This window comes from Haemophilus sp. SZY H36, assembly GCF_018829625.1.
GTDB classification, from domain to species: domain Bacteria; phylum Pseudomonadota; class Gammaproteobacteria; order Enterobacterales; family Pasteurellaceae; genus Haemophilus; species Haemophilus haemolyticus_K.
Genome location: NZ_JAHKKA010000001.1, coordinates 441,354 through 459,912 on the forward strand (window position 1 = coordinate 441,354; position 18,559 = coordinate 459,912).

General features: G+C 37.7%; 13 protein-coding genes and 5 tRNA genes. 9 read left to right on the forward strand and 9 right to left on the reverse strand.

The genetic code is table 11. The annotated features are described in order from the left end of the window. Positions 1–106: 106 nt before the first annotated feature. Positions 107–183: transfer RNA gene (locus KP713_RS01960), tRNA-Val, on the reverse strand. Between the two features lie 229 nt (positions 184–412). On the opposite strand from KP713_RS01960, the gene pyk reads away from it, so the two are divergent. The 4 genes from pyk (at position 413) to pgi (ending at position 6,245) form a co-directional block, all read left to right on the forward strand. Next, on the forward strand, positions 413–1,849 hold the full coding sequence (gene pyk / locus KP713_RS01965) for a pyruvate kinase (RefSeq protein ID WP_140529074.1): 1,437 nt from the start codon (positions 413–415) through the stop codon (positions 1,847–1,849). A 132-nt stretch (positions 1,850–1,981) separates the two neighbouring features. Continuing rightward, positions 1,982–3,397, forward strand: coding sequence for a replicative DNA helicase (locus KP713_RS01970; RefSeq protein WP_353886441.1), 1,416 nt, complete (start codon positions 1,982–1,984; stop codon positions 3,395–3,397). Positions 3,398–3,406: 9 nt separating this feature from the next. Then, positions 3,407–4,489 carry an alanine racemase gene (gene alr / locus KP713_RS01975; RefSeq protein WP_046949505.1) on the forward strand — a complete coding sequence of 361 codons (1,083 nt, stop codon included), beginning with the start codon at positions 3,407–3,409 and terminating at the stop codon, positions 4,487–4,489. Positions 4,490–4,595: 106 nt separating this feature from the next. Beyond that, on the forward strand, positions 4,596–6,245 hold the full coding sequence (gene pgi / locus KP713_RS01980; RefSeq protein ID WP_215769696.1) for a glucose-6-phosphate isomerase: 1,650 nt from the start codon (positions 4,596–4,598) through the stop codon (positions 6,243–6,245). A gap of 72 nt (positions 6,246–6,317) precedes the next feature. Here the strand turns inward: pgi and KP713_RS01985 are convergent, their stop codons facing one another. Next, positions 6,318–8,165, reverse strand: a complete 1,848-nt coding sequence (locus KP713_RS01985; RefSeq protein WP_215769697.1) for a UDP-glucose:protein N-beta-glucosyltransferase — start codon at positions 8,163–8,165, stop codon at positions 6,318–6,320. A 310-nt stretch (positions 8,166–8,475) separates the two neighbouring features. On the opposite strand from KP713_RS01985, the gene fbp reads away from it, so the two are divergent. Beyond that, on the forward strand, positions 8,476–9,480 hold the full coding sequence (gene fbp / locus KP713_RS01990; protein WP_215769698.1) for a class 1 fructose-bisphosphatase: 1,005 nt from the start codon (positions 8,476–8,478) through the stop codon (positions 9,478–9,480). Positions 9,481–9,695: 215 nt separating this feature from the next. Here the strand turns inward: fbp and KP713_RS01995 are convergent. From KP713_RS01995 to KP713_RS02010, 4 genes are all read right to left on the reverse strand, one after another. Further along, a tRNA-Gln gene (locus KP713_RS01995) sits at positions 9,696–9,770 on the reverse strand. A gap of 46 nt (positions 9,771–9,816) precedes the next feature. Continuing rightward, positions 9,817–9,891: transfer RNA gene (locus KP713_RS02000), tRNA-Gln, on the reverse strand. Positions 9,892–9,919: 28 nt separating this feature from the next. After that, positions 9,920–10,004: transfer RNA gene (locus KP713_RS02005), tRNA-Leu, on the reverse strand. A gap of 5 nt (positions 10,005–10,009) precedes the next feature. Further along, positions 10,010–10,086, reverse strand: a tRNA-Met gene (locus tag KP713_RS02010). 345 nt (positions 10,087–10,431) lie between these two features. On the opposite strand from KP713_RS02010, the gene lysC reads away from it, so the two are divergent. Both lysC and purA read left to right on the forward strand, forming a co-directional pair. Next, the gene (gene lysC, locus KP713_RS02015; protein ID WP_215769699.1) at positions 10,432–11,784 is read left to right on the forward strand and encodes a lysine-sensitive aspartokinase 3; all 1,353 of its coding nucleotides are present in this window, start codon (positions 10,432–10,434) and stop codon (positions 11,782–11,784) included. 128 nt (positions 11,785–11,912) lie between these two features. After that, positions 11,913–13,211, forward strand: a complete 1,299-nt coding sequence (gene purA / locus KP713_RS02020; RefSeq protein WP_215769700.1) for an adenylosuccinate synthase — start codon at positions 11,913–11,915, stop codon at positions 13,209–13,211. 105 nt (positions 13,212–13,316) lie between these two features. Here purA and KP713_RS02025 read toward each other — a convergent pair whose 3' ends face one another. The 3 genes from KP713_RS02025 to rsmI all read right to left on the reverse strand — a co-directional run bounded on the left by KP713_RS02025 (position 13,317) and on the right by rsmI (position 16,392). After that, a complete protein-coding gene (locus tag KP713_RS02025; RefSeq protein WP_215769701.1) occupies positions 13,317–13,868 on the reverse strand; it encodes an NlpC/P60 family protein in 552 nt (183 codons plus the stop codon). Between the two features lie 121 nt (positions 13,869–13,989). After that, positions 13,990–15,438 (reverse strand): metalloprotease TldD, encoded by a 1,449-nt coding sequence (gene tldD, locus KP713_RS02030; protein ID WP_215769702.1) that lies wholly within the window; start codon positions 15,436–15,438, stop codon positions 13,990–13,992. Between the two features lie 102 nt (positions 15,439–15,540). Next, a complete protein-coding gene (rsmI, locus tag KP713_RS02035; protein ID WP_215769703.1) occupies positions 15,541–16,392 on the reverse strand; it encodes a 16S rRNA (cytidine(1402)-2'-O)-methyltransferase in 852 nt (283 codons plus the stop codon). Between the two features lie 71 nt (positions 16,393–16,463). On the opposite strand from rsmI, the gene KP713_RS02040 reads away from it, so the two are divergent. Beyond that, a complete protein-coding gene (locus KP713_RS02040; protein ID WP_215769704.1) occupies positions 16,464–18,191 on the forward strand; it encodes a penicillin-binding protein activator in 1,728 nt (575 codons plus the stop codon). After that, the gene (locus tag KP713_RS02045; RefSeq protein ID WP_065264667.1) at positions 18,191–18,550 is read left to right on the forward strand and encodes a YraN family protein; all 360 of its coding nucleotides are present in this window, start codon (positions 18,191–18,193) and stop codon (positions 18,548–18,550) included. Before KP713_RS02040 ends, KP713_RS02045 begins: the two co-directional genes overlap by 1 nt. The last annotated feature ends 9 nt before the right edge of the window (positions 18,551–18,559 follow it).

The window sequence follows — 18,559 nt, forward strand, 5'->3', positions numbered from 1 at the left end:
TAGCCGTTTTGATATAGGAACAATTTATTGTTCTCTTATACCACTCATAAAACCTACATAAAACAAAACCCCGCGATTAGTTTCGCGGGGTTGTGAAAGGGTTAATTGGTGCAACTAGCTGGACTCGAACCAGTGACCCCCACCATGTCAAGGTGGTGCTCTAACCAACTGAGCTATAGTTGCACTATATAAAACACTCCGAATTATAGATATTTTTGACCTGAAAACAAGTATTTTTCTTAAAACCCGATATAACTGGTAAAAAAGTAAACAGTATTGCCTTAAATAACAGGGCTGTTTTTGATTTCCCAAATTTTTAAGCGTATAATGCGCACCGATTTTTCATCTGGCTAATATATAGCCAAGTAAAAATAGTATCTTTAAAATTTTGTAATTATTGACGGAGTAAATAATGTCTAGAAGACTAAGAAGAACGAAGATTGTATGTACTATGGGCCCATCAACTGACCGTGATAACAATCTTGAAAAAATTATCGCAGCGGGTGCAAACGTAGTTCGTATGAACTTCTCTCACGGTACACCTGATGACCATATTGAACGTGCTGAACGTGTACGTTCTATTGCGAAAAAATTAGGTAAAACTGTGGCAATCTTAGGTGATTTACAAGGTCCTAAAATTCGTGTTTCTACCTTTAAAGATGGTAAGATTTTCTTAAACATTGGTGACAAATTCATTCTTGATGCAGAGTTACCAAAAGGTGAAGGCACACAAGAATCTGTTGGTCTAGACTATAAAACTCTTCCACAAGATGTTGTTCCTGGCGACATTCTTTTATTAGATGATGGCCGTGTTCAATTAAAAGTATTATCAACTGATGGTGCAAAAGTTTTCACTGAAGTCACTGTTGGTGGTCCATTATCAAATAATAAAGGTATCAACAAATTAGGCGGCGGTTTATCTGCAGATGCCTTAACAGAAAAAGATAAAGCAGACATTATTACTGCTGCACGCATTGGCGTTGATTTCTTAGCGGTTTCTTTCCCTCGTTCAAGCGCTGACCTAAATTATGCGCGTGAACTTGCCCAACAAGCTGGTTTAAATGCAAAAATCGTTGCTAAAGTTGAACGTGCAGAAACAGTGGCTACTGATGAAGCAATGGACGATATTATTTTAGCGTCTGATGTTATCATGGTTGCTCGTGGTGACTTAGGTGTAGAAATCGGCGATCCTGAATTAGTCGGCGTACAGAAAAAATTAATCCGTCGTTCACGTCAATTAAACCGTGCGGTAATTACAGCGACTCAAATGATGGAATCAATGATTAGCAACCCAATGCCAACTCGTGCTGAAGTGATGGATGTTGCAAACGCAGTATTAGATGGTACTGATGCGGTTATGCTTTCTGCAGAAACAGCGGCTGGTCAATATCCTTCTGAAACAGTAGCTGCAATGGCTGGCGTATGTTTAGGTGCAGAAAAAATGCCAAGCATTAACGTTTCTCGTCACCGTATGGATAAAGAATTTGAAACTATTGAAGAATCTGTTGCGATGTCTGCAATGTATGCAGCAAACCACATGAAAGGTGTGGCTGCAATCGTGACTTTAACTAGCACAGGTCGTACTCCATTATTGATGTCACGTATCAGCTCAGGTTTACCAATCTTTGCTTTATCTCGTAATCAAGAAACCTTAAACCTTTGTGCACTATACCGTGGCGTAACTCCAGTTTATCATGGTGAAGATAGCCGCACAGAAACCAGTGCAAAAGTAGCACTTCAATCATTAAAAGAAAAAGGTTACTTATCTACTGGTGATTTAGTGCTTGTTACTCACGGTGGTCAAGGTGCGACACAAACCAACGTATGTCGTACATTAATTGTTGAATAATCAACAATCTAGATACGTTAAAATGAAAGAGCGGTGGATTTTTCCACCGTTTTTTATTTCCTTTTTCTACCGCACTTTTCACTTAAACCTAATAGATATTTGCGGTATCATAGATGACATTCTAGTATCGAAATAAGTCCTATGGCATCACAACCTCAAATCAAATCTTCTGACAAAAAAACGGCACAAATAAGTATTCCACCGCACTCACTTGAGGCTGAACAAGCCGTGTTGGGTGGCATCATGCTGAGCAATCAACATTGGGATGGTATTGCTGAACGTGTGATTGCTGACGATTTTTATACTTTTCAGCATCGTCTAATTTTTATAGAAATGGAACATCTGATGCGTAATCAATCGCCTATTGATTTAATTACTCTAGATCAAGCCTTAAGAAGCCGTGGTGTAAGCGATGAAGTGGGTGGATTTGCCTATCTAGCAGAGCTTTCCAATAATACTCCGAACGCGATTAATATTTTGGCTTATGCGGATATTGTGAGAGAAAAAGCCATATTACGGGAACTTATTTCGGTAGGAAATCGCATTGCTGAAAATAGCTATTCTCCCAAAGGGCAAGACATCAAGTTAATTCTTGATGAGGCTGAGCGTGAAGTATTTGCAATTGCAGAAAAACGGACAACTTCTAGCGAGGGCCCACAAAATGTGATCAATGTGCTGGAAAGTACCATTGAAAAAATCGATATTTTGAGCAAACTTGAAAATCATTCAGGCGTAACGGGCATTACGACTGGTTTCACTGATCTTGATAAAAAAACGGCAGGTTTACAGCCTTCTGACTTAATTATCGTTGCGGCACGTCCATCAATGGGTAAAACCACTTTCGCCATGAACCTTTGCGAAAATGCCGCAATGGCAAGTGAAAAACCCGTTTTAGTATTTAGTTTAGAAATGCCCGCAGAACAAATTATGATGCGTATGATCGCATCGCTTGCTCGCGTTGATCAAACTAAAATTCGAACAGGTCAAAATTTAGATGAGATCGAGTGGAACAAAATTGCCAGCGTAGTTGGGATGTTCAAGCAAAAAAATAATCTTTATATCGATGACTCTTCAGGCCTAACGCCTACCGACGTTCGTTCGCGCGCACGACGAGTTTATCGTGAAAATGGTGGATTAAGTATGATTATGGTGGATTATTTGCAATTAATGCGCGCACCCGCATTTTCAGATAACCGAACACTAGAAATCGCAGAAATTTCTCGTTCCCTCAAAGCGTTAGCCAAAGAATTACAAGTGCCAGTGGTCGCCCTTTCTCAGTTAAATCGTACTTTAGAACAACGTGCAGATAAACGCCCTGTAAACTCAGATTTACGTGAATCAGGCTCCATTGAACAAGATGCAGACTTGATTATGTTTATTTACCGAGATGAAGTCTATAACGATAACTCGGAAGATAAAGGTGTTGCAGAAATTATTATCGGTAAACAACGTAACGGCCCGATTGGTCGAGTGAGGTTAAAATTTAATGGACAATTCTCACGCTTTGACAATCTTGCCGAACAACGTGAATATCATGATGATTATTAAGGAATAACAATGAATGTAAAACCGGCGACAGCGAAAATTAGCTCGCACGCCTTAAAACAAAATTTAGAAATAATTAAACAAAAAGCCCCAAATAGTAAAATCATCGCTGTGGTTAAAGCAAATGCCTACGGTCACGGCGTTGTATTTGTTGCATCAACTTTAGAACAAAATGTTGATTGCTTTGGCGTGGCGCGTTTAGAAGAGGCTTTAGCATTACGCTCCAACGGTATTACTAAACCGATTTTATTGCTTGAAGGCTTTTTTAATGAACAGGATTTGCCCGTCTTAGCGGTCAATAATATCGAAACTATCGTACATAATCGTGAACAATTGGATGCACTAAAACGTGCGAATTTACCAAGCCCAATTAAAGTTTGGTTAAAAATAGACACAGGCATGCATCGTTTAGGTGTGGCATTAGATGAAGTGGATTTTTTCTATAATGAACTTAAAAAACTTCCATATATTCAACCGCACTTAGGCTTTGTCAGCCATTTTAGCCGCGCTGATGAATTAGAATCCAATTATACGCAACTTCAAATCAACCGCTTTTTATCCGCCACAAAAGATAAACAAGGTGAACGTACTATTGCTGCGTCAGGCGGCATTCTTTTCTGGCCTGAATCTCATCTGGAATGTATCCGCCCTGGTATTATTATGTATGGCATTTCACCAACTGATACCGTCGGTGCTGAATTTGGTTTAACGCCAGTGATGAATTTAACTTCATCATTGATTGCTGTTCGCAACCATAAACAAGGTGAGCCAGTTGGATACGGTGGCATTTGGACTAGTTCACATGATACAAAAATCGGTGTTGTGGCTATTGGCTATGGCGATGGATATCCTCGAGATGTGCCTGAAGGCACGCCTGTTTATTTGAATGGTCGTATCGTGCCTATCGTTGGAAGGGTTTCAATGGATATGTTAACCGTTGATTTAGGACCTGATAGCCAAGATCAAGTAGGTGATGAAGTCATTCTATGGGGTAAGGAATTGCCTATTGAAACCGTAGCTAAATTCACAGGAATTTTAAGCTATGAGCTAATTACAAAATTAACGCCGCGTGTTATAACTGAATATGTTGATTAATCTGTTAATCACCGCATTTTCTGAAAAGAGGGATTCACTCCCTCTCTAATAAAAATCCTAGAAAGTGCGGTTAAAATTTTGATTATTTTTAATGAAAGGAAATACCATGAAAAACATTAACCCGACTCACACCCATGCGTGGAAATCTCTCGAAGCACATAAAGCTGAATTGTCAAACACCACCATCCAAGATTTATTTAAACAAGAAAAAAATCGTTTTGACGATTATTCTTTAACATTCAATAACCAAATTCTTGTAGATTTTTCCAAAAACAACATCAATCAAACAACACTTTCACATCTTCGCCAACTTGCTCAAGAATGCTCTCTTGATAGCGCAAAAGAAGCAATGTTTACCGGTGAAAAAATCAATCGTACTGAAAATCGGGCTGTACTACATACCGCACTTCGTAATCGTTCTAATACTCCAGTGCTTGTTGATGGCAAAGATGTCATGCCTGAAGTTAATGCTGTGCTAGCTAAAATGAAAGATTTCTGTCAGCGTATTATTTCTGGCGAATGGAAAGGCTATACAGGCAAAGCGATTACGGATGTAGTGAATATTGGTATTGGTGGCTCTGATTTAGGCCCTTATATGGTAACCGAAGCGCTTCGCCCATATAAAAATCACCTAAATATGCACTTTGTTTCAAATGTCGATGGTACACATATTGCGGAAACCTTAAAAAAAGTCAATCCAGAAACGACGCTTTTCTTAGTGGCATCTAAAACGTTTACCACTCAAGAAACCATGACAAATGCGCAAAGTGCACGTGATTGGTTACTGAAAGCAGCAAAAGATGAAAGTGCGGTTGCAAAACATTTTGCTGCACTATCAACCAATGCCAAAGATGTAGAAAAATTTGGTATTGATACCAATAACATGTTTGAATTTTGGGATTGGGTTGGCGGTCGTTACTCTTTATGGTCAGCTATTGGTCTTTCAATTGCACTATCAATTGGCTTTGAAAACTTTGAAGAGTTATTAAATGGCGCGCATGAAATGGATAAACATTTCCGCTCTACTCCAATTGAAAAAAATATTCCAACCACTTTAGCATTAGTTGGTTTATGGAATACCAACTTCCTTGGTGCACAAACAGAAGCGATCTTACCTTATGATCAATATTTACATCGCTTTGCTGCCTACTTCCAACAAGGTAATATGGAATCAAATGGTAAATATGTGGATCGTGATGGCAATGTCATTAATCATTACCAAACTGGCCCGATTATTTGGGGAGAACCAGGTACAAACGGACAACATGCGTTCTATCAATTAATTCACCAAGGCACCACTTTAATTCCTTGTGATTTTATCGCACCGGCTCAAAGCCATAACCCATTGGCAGATCATCACAATAAATTGCTTTCTAACTTCTTCGCACAAACAGAAGCATTAGCATTCGGAAAAACAAAAGAGGAAGTCGAGGCTGAATTTGTAAAAGCAGGTAAATCTTTAGATGATGTAAAAAATATTGTTCCATTTAAAGTGTTCACTGGTAATAAACCGACTAATTCGATTCTCGTTCAAAAAATCACGCCATTTACTTTAGGGGCATTAATTGCTATGTATGAACATAAAATATTCGTACAAGGTGTGATTTTCAATATCTTTAGCTTCGATCAATGGGGTGTAGAACTAGGCAAACAACTTGCAAACAGAATTCTTCCTGAATTAACAGATTCTGAAAAAGTAGCAAGTCATGACAGTTCAACCAATGGGTTAATTAATCAATTTAAATCATGGCGTTAGTTTTTTAATATATAAATAATCTGCACTCTAATTACTGATAGATAATCAGATTTTTAAAGTGCAGATTAATAATTACAATTTTAATTCATTTACTCTCTCTAATAGTACTCTCCCCAGAGGACTTGGATCGCCTATAAAAAGTGTATTCAATCTATTATTTTCGATAATGTGTTGACGTAATTTAAGTCGTTCTCTATGATTTTCTGCAAGACTAACAGCACAATCAATGTATTCATCTATAGTTTTAGCTATAAGCCATTCAGGTAAACCTAAACGTTTAAATAAACCTTCATCAATATGCTCATGTACTTCTATACCAGTTTTACAAACACCTACTAAGCCCAAAGTAACCATATCAATGATGCCATTGGTATTGCCAAATGGAAATGGATTTAACATCATATCGCATTGACCTAAAATATTGAGATATTGATGATAAGGCGCATGAGCATAAGCTGTTGCACTATCCCCTAAATAGCTCTCAATAAACCACTTAACATAGGGATGGGTGATACCTAAAGATTGACCTAAAGCAAAGTGAAAATGTATTTTTACTTTAGCCCTATCCCGAATCTCTCGTAGAGTCTCAAGAAATTTAGGGTTCATTTTCATTGTCGTTGCAGCAATACCAATATTGACAATCTCTGGATCTTCTCTAAATAAATAGTCTACTTTTTCTGGCGCTAATGCTGATGGTACATAAGGTAATGAATCTTTTGGTAAACGTATTAAGGTTTCACTAAAACAATCTTCCGAGCCCACATAATCATCCTCTACAATTACATATTCAATAAAATCAGAATATGTAGTTGCAGGGTGCCCTAGCGCAATCGCTTGAATTGGAGCAAGACGTGTATTACTTGCAAAAATGGTGATTAAATCCATCCCAATACTTGGCATATAAAACACTGCCGCACCATATTCTTCACATGTCCGACGAATAAACTCAAGATTCTTTAGAATACTATTCCCTTCAAGTTGAAAAAACTCATCAAATACATCACGCCCAGCTTTATCAACCTCTTTTCTCCCGATGCCAATTAAATAAAATCGTTCACGAGCGGCAATCATTGAAGTTGAATGAGTACGGTAAATTGAATGAGCTGAATTAAAATGCTCTAGTAATACAATCATTACTGGCTTATCATTATAACGCCCCAAAGAAATTATCTTACGATCTTCCCACCCCTGAGCTAATAAATGTCCCCGAATCACTTTATTTAAAGCTCGCTTTACATAGTGTTTATTACTTGCAAAATCATAACTACAATGCATATAAACATCATGAGAAATACCCGAAGGTAATTCATCTAAATTCTCAAACTCTGCTAATTTTTCAGGAAACCACTGTAAAATAGCAGCTCTTTTATTAAATGCCGTACTTGTTCCAATAAAACGAGGTGATTGCAATGCAAAACAAAGTGAAGCACAAAGCGCTTTGTTAATTTCCCAGAGTGCATTTAAATCTACATTAATATTTGATTCTGGCAAATATAAAATACAGAATTTTGCGAATGACGAAAAATCAGTCTTTAAACACATATCGCCTTTAGGATCAGGATTAATATTATAAGTTCTTAAAATATGATCTGCATTAACATAAGGGGAGGTTGAAAAAATCATTGTCAACCAACGTTGTAAAGTAATAAAACGCAGTGCTCCACTTTCTGAAATATGTAAATCAGGATCTATAAATAAATTAGTTATTGCATTTGCAACGCGTGTACAAAAATACGTCAAATGTTTTTCCGATAAATCAGAAAGCTGTTTTGGATAATCGAATTGTATTCCTTCAATTCCTCCAAAATTACAATCAAGTTTAGTTAAAATTTTTATAAGTTCTAAACAAGCTAGTTCATAATTTTTAGCTGAGATTTCTTGTTCTAAACGATTAACACTAGGTAGAATTTCTTCTGACATATATATCCTTCTTACATTAATCAATATTATGTTATCATTATATTTTTACCATTCTATTGAAATCTTAAGATGAAATAAATAAAAATTCATAGACTATAAAAACGCACTACCCATTATAGTAATAAATTTTATTATTGAAAAATTGACTAATTGTAGATTAAATATATCTATAATGATTGATTGACCATTATAGCCTGTTTGATTAAATGTTACTAATATGTGATCTTGATCACATTTTTACACTCTTTCATTAGCATTATTTTCACTAGTTTTCTATAATTAAGTCATAATTAAAGACTAAAGGAAAATTATGAAAACATTAAGTGAATTTATTGTAGAACGTCAAGCTGAATATCCTAATGCAAAAGGGGAGTTAAGTGGAATTTTATCGTCAATACGATTACTTGCTAAAATTATCCATCGTGATATCAATAAAGCGGGCCTAACTAATATCCTTGGACAATCAGGTATAGAAAATGTGCAAGGTGAAAGCCAAATGAAGCTAGATTTATTTGCACACAATACAATGAGAGCAGCCTTAATGGCACGAGAAGAAGTCGCAGGATTTGCATCAGAGGAAGAAGAAAGCTTTATCGCTTTCGATACAGAACGTGGTCGCAATGCAAAATATATTATATTGACAGATCCTCTTGATGGTTCATCTAATATTGATGTAAATGTATCTGTCGGAACAATTTTCTCTATTTATCGTAGAGTTTCACCAATTGGTACACCAGTAACATTAGAAGATTTCTTACAACCTGGAAATAAACAAGTTGCTGCTGGTTATATTGTTTATGGTTCATCAACAATGTTAGTATATACCACTGGTAACGGAGTTAACGGATTTACCTATGATCCATCAATCGGCACATTTTGCCTTTCTCACGAAAATATGCAAATGCCAAAAGATGGACGTATTTATTCTATTAATGAGGGACAATATTTGAAATTTCCTCAAGGTGTAAAAAAATATATCAAATATTGCCAAGAAGAAGACAGAACCACTAACCGTCCTTATGCATCTCGCTATATTGGATCTCTTGTTGCTGATTTCCATCGCAACTTACTTAAAGGTGGAATTTATATTTACCCAAGTGCAACTAATTACCCGAATGGTAAATTACGCCTACTTTATGAAGGTAATCCTATAGCCTTCTTAGCTGAACAAGCAGGAGGAATTGCGAGTGATGGTTCTCGTAGAATTTTAGATATAAAACCAACTGCACTTCATGAACGAATCCCATTATTTGTCGGTTCAGAGAAAATGGTGAAAAAAGCGCAAGAAATGATGGAAGAATTTAAAGAAAATTAAGAGAGCTTTCATCAAATCCTTTTTATTTATTAATCTTAATATAAATGGGGGGAGTACATCCTCCCATATTATTTTCAACATCAGATGAACTTGAATACAACTGATCTAGATAACAATATAATCTATTTTATGACTATCTTACTTACTAAATTTCTAAAAATAAATTATTTGTTTAGCTTAGTGAACAATATCAAATAGTAATAATACAGAAAATATGGCTGGGGTACTAGGATTCGAACCTAGGGATGCCGAGATCAAAACCCGGTGCCTTACCGCTTGGCGATACCCCAATAAAGAAATCTTTGATTAGATATAAAGAAGATTTATTTGATAGTATGGCTGGGGTACTAGGATTCGAACCTAGGGATGCCGAGATCAAAACCCGGTGCCTTACCGCTTGGCGATACCCCAACTACTATTTGACTTACAAAGCGATAAATGGTGCGGGACGAGGGACTTGAACCCACACACCTCTCGGCGCCAGAACCTAAATCTGGTGCGTCTACCAATTTCGCCAGTCCCGCAAATCTGGTGGCTACAGCGAGATTCGAACTTGCGACCCCAACATTATGAGTGTTGTGCTCTAACCAACTGAGCTATGTAGCCATTACCTTAATTTGCCTAACCATATCGGCTTTGCGGGGCGTATTATGCTGATTTTAAGAGACCTCGTCAAATACTTTTTTGAAAAAATTTGTGTTTCTATGTTTATTTGATTATTAAAAAAACACTTTACTTGTTTTTTATACGTTTGCAGTTTGCATTGTAAGCATTCCTATTCTGTGTCTCCAATTTTTTATTTTTTCACATTCATATGTAAATTTTATTTATATTATGATTAAAAAAAGGGCACTTTTTCATTTGTCAATAAAATCTATTTGACAAAAAATGCCTAAATCGTTATTTCTATACCCACTATTCTAAAAAATCACAACATCTCAGGAGTACCTTATGTCCCATCTCTCAGTCGCCAAATTTGGCGGAACATCTGTAGCCAACCATGCCGCAATGACAGCTTGCGCCAAAATTGTCATCGCTGATCCAAATACACGCGTAGTCGTGCTTTCTGCATCAGCTGGCGTGACGAATTTATTAGTCGCTTTAGCAAATGGTGTAGAAGCGACAGAACGTGAAAAATTAATTGGTGAAATCCGTCAAATTCAAGAGAATATTTTGAATGAATTAAAAGACGACAGCCGAGTTCGTCCGATTATTGAAAAATATCTTGAAAATATTACCGCACTTTCCGAAGCAGCTAGCCTTGCAACCTCTCCCGCATTAACTGATGAACTCATCAGTCACGGAGAAATGATGTCAACTCAAATCTTTATTGAGATTTTACGTGAACAAAACGCATCGGGCACTTGGGTTGATGTCCGTACAATTGTTGCAACCAATAACCATTTTGGTAAAGCTGCACCAAATGATGAACAAACTCAATCAAACAGCAATAGCATTTTAAAACCATTAATAGACCGCGGCGAATTAGTCATCACCCAAGGTTTTATCGGACGTGAACCAAGCGGTAAAACAACCACATTAGGCCGTGGCGGTAGCGACTACTCTGCTGCCTTGTTAGCCGAAGTATTAAATGCAAAAGACGTTTTAATTTGGACTGATGTTGCAGGTATTTACACAACCGATCCACGCATTGTGCCAGCTGCACAACGTATCGACACAATGAGCTTTGCTGAAGCAGCTGAAATGGCAACCTTTGGTGCAAAAGTGCTACATCCAGCCACATTACTCCCCGCAGTTCGCAGCAATATCCCCGTTTATGTAGGTTCAAGTAAAGCGCCAGAAGCAGGCGGAACTTGGGTCACGCGCGATCCTCAACCTCGTCCAACTTTCCGTGCTATCGCTCTACGCAGAGATCAAACTTTACTCACTCTTTCTAGCTTAAGTATGCTGCATGCGCAAGGTTTCTTAGCGAATGTATTTAACATTTTGGCTAAACACAAAATTTCAGTGGATACTATCACCACATCAGAAGTGAGCGTTGCATTGACATTAGATAAAACAGGCTCCGCATCTTCAGGGGCAGAATTACTTTCAACCGAATTGTTAGATGAACTTCGTCAATATTGTTCAGTGAAAGTCGATACTGGATTATCATTAGTTGCATTAATCGGTAATGATTTACATACTGCAACAGGTGTAGCAAAAGGAATTTTTGATACTCTTGAGCCTTATAATGTAAGAATGATTAGCTATGGTGCAAGCACCAACAATATTTGTATGCTCGTGCAAAGTGAACATGCTGACGAAGTCGTTCGTTCATTACACAAATCCTTATTTGAATAAGGTCTAACCCCAAAGTGCGGTGAAAAATCACCGCACTTTTTCTTTTATATCATTGAGATTAAAGCCGAAAAAGAGTAAAGTAAACGGCTGTTCATTTGACTAATTTAACCGAATAAAAGGCGGAAATTATGGGAAAAAGTGTTGTTATCTTAGGCGCTCAATGGGGCGATGAAGGTAAAGGGAAAATCGTCGATCTTCTAACGGATCGCGTAAAATACGTAGTTCGTTACCAAGGCGGTCACAACGCAGGCCACACACTTATCATCAATGGAGAGAAAACCGTATTACGTTTAATTCCATCTGGTATGTTACATCCAAACGTAACTTGCTTAATTGGTAATGGCGTTGTGGTTTCACCTGAAGCATTAATGAAAGAAATGGGTGAACTTGAAAGCCGTGGTATTAAAGTTCGTGAACGTTTATTAATTTCTGAAGCTTGTCCTTTAATCTTGCCTTATCATGTGGCGATGGATCACGCCCGTGAAGCAGCACTCGGCAAAAAAGCTATCGGTACAACTGGTCGTGGTATTGGCCCAGCTTATGAAGATAAAGTAGCTCGTCGTGGTTTACGCGTAGGCGATTTATTTAATAAAGAAGCCTTTGCCGAAAAACTCAAAAATATCCTTGAATACTATAATTTCCAATTGGTGAACTACTACAAAGTTGAACCTGTCGATTATCAAAAAACCTTAGATGATGTAATGGCAATTGCCGATGTAATCACTGGTATGGTGGCAGATATTACTACAATTCTTGATACAGCGTACAAAAATGGTGAGCACATTTTATTTGAAGGTGCACAAGGTACCATGTTAGATATCGACCACGGTACTTATCCGTATGTAACCAGCTCAAACACAACGGCTGGTGGTGTTGCAACAGGTTCTGGTTTTGGCCCGCGTAACTTAGACTATGTACTTGGTATCATCAAAGCTTACTGTACTCGTGTAGGTGGAGGCCCATTCACAACGGAATTATTTGATGATGTGGGTGCTGAAATTGCGCGTAAAGGTAACGAATTTGGTGCGGTAACAGGCCGTCCACGTCGTTGTGGTTGGTTCGATGCCGTCGCCATTCGCCGTGCAATCCAACTTAACTCTATTTCTGGCTTCTGCATGACCAAACTGGACGTATTAGATGGTTTTGATGAAGTAAAAATCTGTGTTGCATACAAAATGCCAAATGGTGAAATCGTTGAATATTCACCATTAGCCGCGAAAGATTGGGAAGGTGTGGAACCTATTTATGAAACATTACCTGGTTGGAAAGAAAATACTTTCCGCATCACAGATGTAAATAAATTGCCACAAAACTGCATTAACTATATTAAACGTATTGAAGAAGTGACTGGCGTACCTATTGATATTCTTTCAACAGGACCTGATCGTGTAGAAACCATGATTTTACGTGATCCATTTGCAGAATAATGAAAATGGCGAATGTAAATACTTTATTTACATTCGCCTTTCTTATTTTATTAAATATAAATACTCTTATGTAAAAAATGAACTAAATATTCATTTCTTTCTATACTACATAATACGACGAGATTGTGTATAAACTCTCGCCCAATAATCTTCATCAAGAGAACTAATAGTCACTCCCTGGCTTGTACTTGCATGCATAAATTGGTTGTTACCAATATAAACACCGACATGGTTATTTTTACGGAAGAATACTAAATCGCCTTTTTTCAACTCTGATTTACTAATTTGTTTACCTAAATAACGTTGTTCAGCTGTCGAACGAGGCAACTCAATGCCAAATGCTTCAGAAAAAGTCGTTTGCATAAATGCAGAACAATCAATGCCACGTTTAGTTGTACCGCCCATACGATAAGCGGTTCCCACCCATTCATTATATACACCAGCTAAAGCCTTATCACCCATTAAAGCTGATGAACGGTTTGTTCTCACTTTATGGAAAATCCCTGAACGATTACCTTTTTCTAAATTACTAATCAAACCCGTTAATTGAGCATCATCACTCTCTGAAATAACCTGATGATTTGCCGTTCGTGGGCCATTAGAACAAGCGGTTACGAGTGTCGCTAAACCAATAATAACTAAAATTCTTTTTAACATAATTTAAAATAATTAAAAGATATAAAATAAAATTCTGCCCGAGACTATCAAAATTTGAATAAGATTGCCAGTAAAAATCCAATTTTAATGGGATTTTTGTGATCTTTTGCACAATTTTGGTTTAATTTGTACCACCAACAGTAATTTCATCAATTTTTAGTGCAGGCTGTCCAACACCAACGGGCACACTTTGCCCCTCTTTGCCACAAACCCCGATACCTAAATCAAGTTCAGATTTATCTGCAACCATAGAAATTTTTTGCATCACTTCAATGCCGCTACCGATTAAAGTTGCGCCCTTAACTGGTTTCGTGATTTTTCCTTTTTCAATTAAATAAGCTTCTGAAGTGGAAAATACAAATTTACCAGACGTAATATCCACTTGCCCACCACCAAAGTGCGGTGCATAAATCCCTCGTTCTACAGAAGTAATCAAATCATCAAACTGACTTTGTCCAGCAAGCATATAGGTGTTAGTCATTCTAGGCATTGGTAAATGGGCATAAGACTCGCGACGGCCATTCCCCGTTGGTGCGACGCCCATCAAACGGGCATTCATTTTATCTTGCATGTAACCTTGCAAGATCCCATCTTTGATGAGTACATTGCATTGGCTTGGCACACCTTCATCATCAATAGTTAATGAACCTCGACGATTTTCAATCGTGCCATCATCCACAATCGTACATAACGCTGAAGTCACTTGTTCACCAATCTTTCCTGTGAAAAGTGAACTTTCTTTACGGTTAAAATCCCCTTCTAAACCGTGCCCTACCGCCTCGTGTAACAATACGCCTGGCCAACCAGCACCTAATACAACTGGCATTAATCCAGCTGGTGCTGCAACTGCGCTAAGATTTACTAAAGCTTGACGAACAGCTTCTTTAGCAAATTGTACTGCTCTAATATCGCCATCAATCACTTCAAAGAACCAATCTAAACCGAAACGCCCACCAGAACCACAACTGCCTCGTTCACGTTTGCCATTTTCCTCTACTAACACAGAGATAGATAAGCGAACTAAAGGACGAATATCTGCCGCTAGCGTACCATCCGTCGCCATGACTAATATTTCTTCATAAACAGAACTAAGACTTGCTGATACGCGGGTTACGCGATAATCTTCTGCGCGTGCTGTACGATCAACTAAATGTAATAGCTCAATTTTTTTCTCTTTAGTCAAACTTTCCAAAGGATTAATCGCTGCATAACGAGCAATAGGATTTACAACATTAAAAACGGATGGCGAAATCAAATTCCCCTGTTTGACTTGCGCAATCCCCTTTACCGCCTCCGCACATTGCTGCAAAGAAGCTAGATTAATTTGATCGGCATAAGCAAAGCCTGTTTTCTCACCAGAAACTGCCCGCACGCCAACACCACGATCAATATGAAAACCGCCTTCTTTTATAATGCCATCTTCCAATACCCAACTTTCATCTTGGCTAAGTTGAAAATACAAATCAGCATAATCAATATTACGATGCGACATCATGTCTAAAATATTGAGCAATGCTTTAGTTGAAAGATTACTTGGCGTCAGTAATGTATTTGAAACTTGGTTTAACATATTTTTTCCAGTCTAAAAGTAAATATCTTGTAAAAGCTCATATCCATTTGGTGTAACAGCATAGATTAAAATTGGATGAATAAAGTGCGGTTGATTTTTAGGTTATTTTTCCAAATGCGCTAATCCAAATTGATACAAAGCATTCTTCTTATAACCATATAACTCAGCAACAATAGCAGCCGCTTTTTTTAGCGGTAATTCTTCTGCAATTAATTCAAGCGCCTTCACCGCTTGTGGAGAAATTTCATCGTTATTGTCAGACTTTGGTTTGCCTTCAACAATCAAAACCATCTCGCCTTTTGTACGATTGGGATCTTCTAAAAGCCATTCGCGTAAATTTTTAATCGTATTACCCGTAATCGTTTCCCAAGTTTTAGTAATTTCACGGGCTAACACAATATATCGTTCTTCCCCTAACACCGATTGCATATCTTCTAGCGTATCTAAAATACGGTGAGTGGATTCATAAAAAATCAAAGTGCGGTCTTCTTCTGCGATATTTGCTAATTTATCTTTGCGGGCTTTACTTTTCGCAGGTAAAAAACCTTCAAAACAAAATCTATCAGAAGCAATCCCCGATGCGCAAAGTGCGGTAATTGCCGCGCATGCCCCTGGTAAAGGAACAACACGAATGCCTGCTTCACGGCATTGACGAACTAAATGAAAACCAGGATCGCTAATTAATGGCGTTCCTGCATCAGAAATCAAAGCAATATAGCTACCTTGCTTGAGTTTCTCCACCAAAATATGCGCTTTTTCTTGTTCATTGTGATCATGCAAAGCAAAAAAGGGCTTTTTGATACCGTAATGGCTTAATAAAAGGCCACTATGACGGGTATCTTCTGCGGCAATTAAATCCACTTGCGCAAAAGTATCTAAAGCGCGCTGGGTAATATCCTGTAAATTGCCAATTGGTGTGGCAACAATGTATAAAATTCCGGTTAAATCAGTCATTTTTGTTTGCTTTTAAGTTATGAGATAAGTAAGATCTGCCACAACTATTGTCTGTTCATGATGGAGCGAGAATGTCTATTCTATTACAAGGCGGACGTTTTAAAAAACGTTTAATGCCAATTTTATTGTCAATGGCCTTAGCTGGCTGTTCAAATCTACTTGGCAGCAGTTTTACGCAAACTTTACAACAAGATGCGAATGCAAGTTCTGAATTTTATATGAATAAATTAGGACAAGCACAAGAACTTGAAGATCAACAAACCTATAAATTGCTCGCTGCTCGCGTGTTAATCAGTGAAAATAAAGTTGAACAATCAGAAGCTTTATTAAGTGAGTTAGGTGAATTAAATGATGCGCAAAAATTAGATCGAGCATTAATTGAAGCGAGAATTTCTGCTGCAAAAAATGCCAATGAAGTCGCGCAAAATCAATTACGTGCATTGGATTTAAATAAATTAAGCCCGTCACAAAAATCTCGTTATTACGAGACCTTAGCGGTTGTTGCTGAAAACCAAAAAGATATCATTGAGGCCGTCAAAGCGCGGATAAAAATTGATGAAAATTTAACAGATGTACAACGTCGTCAAGATAATGTTGATAAAACTTGGGCATTGTTACGTTCAGCAAATACTGGCGTAATCAATAATGCTTCAGATGAAGGCAACGCAGCTTTAGGTGGTTGGTTAACCTTAATTAAAACCTACAATGATTATATTCGTCAACCCGTTCAATTAAGCCAAGCATTACAAAGTTGGAAAAATGCTTATCCAAATCATGCAGCCGCAACGTTGTTCCCTAAAGAATTGCTTACATTGCTGAATTTCCAACAAACGAATGTGTCACAAATTGGTTTATTATTGCCATTAAGTGGAGACGGACAAATTCTTGGTACCACCATTCAATCGGGTTTCAACGATGCGAAAGGTAACTCAACCATTCCAGTGCAAGTATTTGATACCTCAATGAATTCTGTACAAGATATCATTGCGCAGGCAAAACAAGCAGGTATTAAAACGTTAGTGGGTCCATTACTAAAACAAAATCTTGATGTGATTTTAGCGGATCCAGCACAAATTCAAGGTATGGATGTGCTTGCATTAAATGCTACACCAAATTCTCGTGCAATTGCTCAACTTTGCTATTATGGACTTTCACCAGAAGATGAAGCAGAATCAGCGGCAAATAAAATGTGGAATGATGGAATTCGTAGTCCACTCGTCGCCATGCCTCAAAATGATTTAGGGCAACGCGTAGGCAATGCCTTTAACGTACGTTGGCAACAACTTGCTGGTGTCGATGCGAATGTTCGTTATTATAATCTACCTGCTGATGTTACCTACTTTTTACAACAAAATGGTGAAAATACAACCGCACTTTATGTGGTCGCCAATCCAGATGAACTGGTCGAAATGAAAGGCTATTTAACGAATAGTGCACCAAATTTACGTATTTATGCGAGCTCACGCTCAAGCTCCAATACCACAAGCAGCAATCCTGAGTTTGTCGCTCAAATGAATGGTGTTCAATTTAGTGATATTCCATTTTTTAAAGAAACCAATTCACCACAATATCAAAAACTCGCTAAAACAACTGGCGGTGAATATCAATTAATGCGTTTATATGCAATGGGTGCAGATGCTTGGTTACTCATCAATCAATTTAATGAATTGCGCCAAGTACCAGGATATCGCTTAAGTGGTTTAACCGGCATTTTAAGTGCGGGTACAAATTGTAATGTTGAACGAGATATGACTTGGTATCAATATCAAAATGGTGCAATTGTACCGGTCGCAAACTAATGTTTTCTTTAAAACGTCAACAAGGGGCGAGCTTTGAGCATCAAGCTCGCCTTTTTTTAGAATCAAAAGGCTTAAAATTTATTGCGGCTAATCAAAATTTCAAATGTGGTGAACTTGATCTTATTATGAATGACAAAGGAACCATCGTTTTTGTTGAAGTTCGCCAGCGTTCTAATCATGCCTTTGGCTCGGCAATAGAAAGCGTAGATTGGCAAAAACAACAAAAATGGTTAGATGCGGCAAACTTATGGCTTGCAAAACAAAATATGAGCTTAGAAGATGCCGATTGTCGTTTTGATTTAATCGCCTTTGGCAAAACGCCCCAAGATATTCAATGGATTCCTAATTTTCTCGATTAATGGCTTTTT